Origin of the sequence: Klebsiella sp. KE9456 (assembly GCF_043832615.1) — a bacterium.
GTDB lineage: Bacteria > Pseudomonadota > Gammaproteobacteria > Enterobacterales > Enterobacteriaceae > Klebsiella > Klebsiella indica.
Window position 1 is genome coordinate 1 of sequence record NZ_JBDYQK010000053.1, and the last position, 1,676, is coordinate 1,676.

Genomic DNA, 1,676 nt, shown 5'->3' on the forward strand with positions numbered 1-1,676 from the left:
GTTTCAGGTTCTTTTTCACTCCCCTCGCCGGGGTTCTTTTCGCCTTTCCCTCACGGTACTGGTTCACTATCGGTCAGTCAGGAGTATTTAGCCTTGGAGGATGGTCCCCCCATATTCAGACAGGATAACACGTGTCCCGCCCTACTCTTCGAGTTCACAGCACCTGCATTTTTGTGTACGGGACTTTCACCCTGTACCGTGCGCCTTTCCAGACGCTTCCACTAACACACATGCTGATTCAGACTCCGGGCTCCTCCCCGTTCGCTCGCCGCTACTGGGGGAATCTCGGTTGATTTCTTTTCCTCGGGGTACTGAGATGTTTCAGTTCCCCCGGTTCGCCTCGTTAGCCTATGTATTCAGCTAACGATAGTGTGACGAATCACACTGGGTTTCCCCATTCGGACATCGCCGGTTATAACGGTTCATATCACCTTACCGGCGCTTTTCGCAGATTAGCACGTCCTTCATCGCCTCTGACTGCCAGGGCATCCACCGTGTACGCTTAGTCGCTTAACCTCACAACCCGAAGATGTTTTATTCTGTCCGGCTTGTTGCGCGTCGTGAATACTGCGTTGTTCCGTACTCGCGATGCTCATGGACATTCAGTCCACTGCGCTCGCTGCGTGCGGTACGCCTTGTCTTCACATCGCTCACATCACCTTTTACAGTGTCATCTTCTGATTGCGATAATTTGAGAGACCCGAACACACTTATTCAGTGTGTCGTTTCAATTTTCAGCTTGATCCAGATTTTTAAAGAGCAAAACTTCGCAGCATACCTTTTCAGGTACACTCTGAAGTTTTCTTGATACCGTCTACAGTATGGTGGAGCTATGCGGGATCGAACCGCAGACCTCCTGCGTGCAAAGCAGGCGCTCTCCCAGCTGAGCTATAGCCCCATACAGTACAGTCAGAACCTCTTACCGATGATTTTTCCTGAGACAAGGCGTGGAATGACGAAGCATACTTAAAGTATGTGAGTCATTTCACAACGCAGTATTCAGGGAAAATCTGGTAGGCCTGAGTGGACTTGAACCACCGACCTCACCCTTATCAGGGGTGCGCTCTAACCACCTGAGCTACAAGCCTGTAGAGGTTTTTACTGCTCGTTTTTCATCAGACAATCTGTGTGAGCACTGCAAAGGCAGGTTCTTCAGGTAAGGAGGTGATCCAACCGCAGGTTCCCCTACGGTTACCTTGTTACGACTTCACCCCAGTCATGAATCACAAAGTGGTAAGCGCCCTCCCGAAGGTTAAGCTACCTACTTCTTTTGCAACCCACTCCCATGGTGTGACGGGCGGTGTGTACAAGGCCCGGGAACGTATTCACCGTGGCATTCTGATCCACGATTACTAGCGATTCCGACTTCGTGGAGTCGAGTTGCAGACTCCAGTCCGGACTACGACGCACTTTATGAGGTCCGCTTGCTCTCGCGAGGTCGCTTCTCTTTGTATGCGCCATTGTAGCACGTGTGTAGCCCTGGTCGTAAGGGCCATGATGACTTGACGTCATCCCCACCTTCCTCCAGTTTATCACTGGCAGTCTCCTTTGAGTTCCCGGCCGGACCGCTGGCAACAAAGGATAAGGGTTGCGCTCGTTGCGGGACTTAACCCAACATTTCACAACACGAGCTGACGACAGCCATGCAGCACCTGTCTCACAGTTCCCGAAGGCAC

The 1,676-nt window shown here is 51.7% G+C and carries 2 tRNA genes and 2 rRNA genes; all 4 read right to left on the reverse strand.

The annotated features are described in order from the left end of the window. Positions 1-516: ribosomal RNA gene (locus ABK821_RS25215) — 23S ribosomal RNA — on the reverse strand; the annotation flags it as partial. Between the two features lie 306 nt (positions 517-822). Further along, positions 823-898 (reverse strand) — tRNA-Ala (locus ABK821_RS25220). A 113-nt stretch (positions 899-1,011) separates the two neighbouring features. After that, positions 1,012-1,088: transfer RNA gene (locus ABK821_RS25225), tRNA-Ile, on the reverse strand. Positions 1,089-1,157: 69 nt separating this feature from the next. After that, positions 1,158-1,676, reverse strand: a 16S ribosomal RNA gene (locus ABK821_RS25230); the annotation flags it as partial.